We start from the raw sequence: 1,885 nt of genomic DNA, 5'->3' as shown, positions 1-1,885 counted from the left end.
TCAGCACGCCCTTCGACAACGGCGGCCGCTCGTACGGCGGATGCGCCTCCGCGCCGATCAGCACGATCCGCCCGCCCCAGCCGGACTCCCGCAGCACCTGCGCCGCGCGGCCGCCCGCGTGACCCGCGCCGACGATCGCCATCACCCGGTCGTTCGTCATCGCGTCACACCTCGATCAGGATGCGGCCGTCTTCGATCTTCGCGCGGTACGTGCGCAGCTTCTCGCAGGCGGGTGCGGACAGCGGCCGACCGTCGCGGACGTCGAAGCGCCCGTTGTGCTTCGGGCATTCGATCACGTGGTCGATCACGAGCCCGTCTGCCAGATGCACGTGCTCGTGCGTGCACAGGCCGTCGCTCGCATAGACTTCGCCGTCGATGCGGTAGATCGCGTACGTGTGGCCGGCATGGTCGAAGCGCGCGACGTCTTCGTCGTCGATGTCGTCGAGTGCTCCGGTGTCGATCCATTGCGTCATGTTGCTTGTCTCCTCGGTTGGCAGGGGCGATGTCGGTCAGGCACGCGCGGCATCCGGCACGGGCCGCACGACGTAATCGGTCGGATCGCGCGTCTGCCGGACCAGCGCCGGCACGATCTCCGCGTACGCGGCCAGCGTGCTGCGATACGGCGGCGGCATGTCGGCCTTCACGGCCTCGTGCAGCTTCGGCAGCGCGTGGAACGGCACCATCGGAAACATGTGGTGCTCGACGTGGTAGTTCATGTTCCAGTACAGGAAGCGGAACACCGGATTCATCCTCACGGTCCGGCAGTTGCGCCGGTGATCGAGCACGTTCTCGGGCATGCCCGCATGCTGCGTGAGGCCGAAATACAGGTACAGCCATGCGCCGTAGAGGCTCGGCAGCCCGATGTAGAGCAGCGGCAGGATCGTGTGCCAGTAGAGCGAAGCAGCGGTCACGAGCGCGTACACCGCGAGATGGATGCGAGACTCGCGCACCACCTTCGGCCGCTCCGATTCCGGCACGTAGGTGCGCTCCTCGTCGTCGAGCCGGCCGGTAAAGGCAATCGCGATCATCTTGCGCAGCTCGCCGGCCACGTGCTTCAGCGCGACGATGTTCAGCACGAGCGAGAACCAGTCGGTCGGCTTCGGCGCGGCGATTTCCGGATCGCGCCCGACGACCAGCGTATCGGTGTGATGACGCGCATGGCTCCAGCGCCATGCCGTCGCACGGCGGAACACCTGGAACGACGCGACCTGGTACAGCACGTCGTTCATCCAGCGCGTGCGGAACGCGGTGCCGTGCCCGCATTCGTGCCAGCGCGAGTCGGCCGGGCTGCAGTAAAGCGTGCCGTACACGAAGAACGCGGGGATCGCCCACGCCGAATGCGCGCGCCATGCCAGCCACGCGAGCACGCCGCTGATCGCGATCGCCGCGTACCAGATCAGCGTGTCGCGGATCGCGCGCGCGTCGCCGCGCTGCATCAGCTGCTTCATCAGCGGCCGCGGCACCGCGCACCGGTACCACTCGGCGTTGACGAGCCCGGCCGCCTGCGCGCGCTCGCCGGCGCCGCCGGTCATCCGGTATTCCTGCCGGCGCGCCGCCGTGCGGTCGTGCGCCTGGTCGTCGAGATGAACCACGTGCGTCTCCTTGATTCCTTGTCCGTAGGAAGCGCGGCAAGCGCTTCGGCATGGAATCAAAATTAGGCCCGCAGCCTCCCCCGCTCAATCGAAACGTTGACGAAATTTCGCCATCGCTTTAGCGTTCCTCGCATCGCCACGTCTCGATGGCGACCCCACGATGGAGACAACCATGGCAGGCGAATCCGGGCCGCGCTGGCGCAAGCGCACCGCGCGCTTCGACGAGATCGCGGCGCTCGCCGGGGTCAGCACGACCACCGTCGACCGCGTGCTGAACGAGCGCGGCAGCGTGA

4 protein-coding genes are annotated in these 1,885 nt (G+C 67.6%); 1 reads left to right on the top strand and 3 read right to left on the bottom strand.

From position 1 onward, the window contains the following. The 3 genes from G3N93_RS39350 to G3N93_RS39340 form a co-directional block, all read right to left on the bottom strand. Nucleotides 1–160: FAD-dependent oxidoreductase (locus G3N93_RS39350; RefSeq protein WP_206135454.1), on the bottom strand; the 160-nt coding region annotated here is incomplete at its 3' end. Nucleotides 161–164: 4 nt separating this feature from the next. Continuing rightward, nucleotides 165–473: a non-heme iron oxygenase ferredoxin subunit gene (locus G3N93_RS39345; protein WP_011353115.1), complete on the bottom strand. Its 309-nt coding sequence runs from the start codon at nucleotides 471–473 to the stop codon at nucleotides 165–167. 36 nt (nucleotides 474–509) lie between these two features. Beyond that, nucleotides 510–1,532: a fatty acid desaturase family protein gene (locus G3N93_RS39340; RefSeq protein ID WP_241012078.1), complete on the bottom strand. Its 1,023-nt coding sequence runs from the start codon at nucleotides 1,530–1,532 to the stop codon at nucleotides 510–512. Nucleotides 1,533–1,764: 232 nt separating this feature from the next. Between G3N93_RS39340 and G3N93_RS39335 the strand changes: the two genes are divergently transcribed. After that, nucleotides 1,765–1,885 (top strand): LacI family DNA-binding transcriptional regulator (locus G3N93_RS39335; protein WP_206135453.1); only part of this gene is annotated, 121 nt, incomplete at its 3' end.

The sequence above is a fragment of the Burkholderia sp. Se-20378 genome (assembly GCF_017104665.1).
Classification (GTDB): domain Bacteria; phylum Pseudomonadota; class Gammaproteobacteria; order Burkholderiales; family Burkholderiaceae; genus Burkholderia; species Burkholderia lata.
The sequence above is the reverse complement of the archived record's forward strand: the minus strand, read 5'-3'. Positions and strand labels throughout refer to the sequence as shown.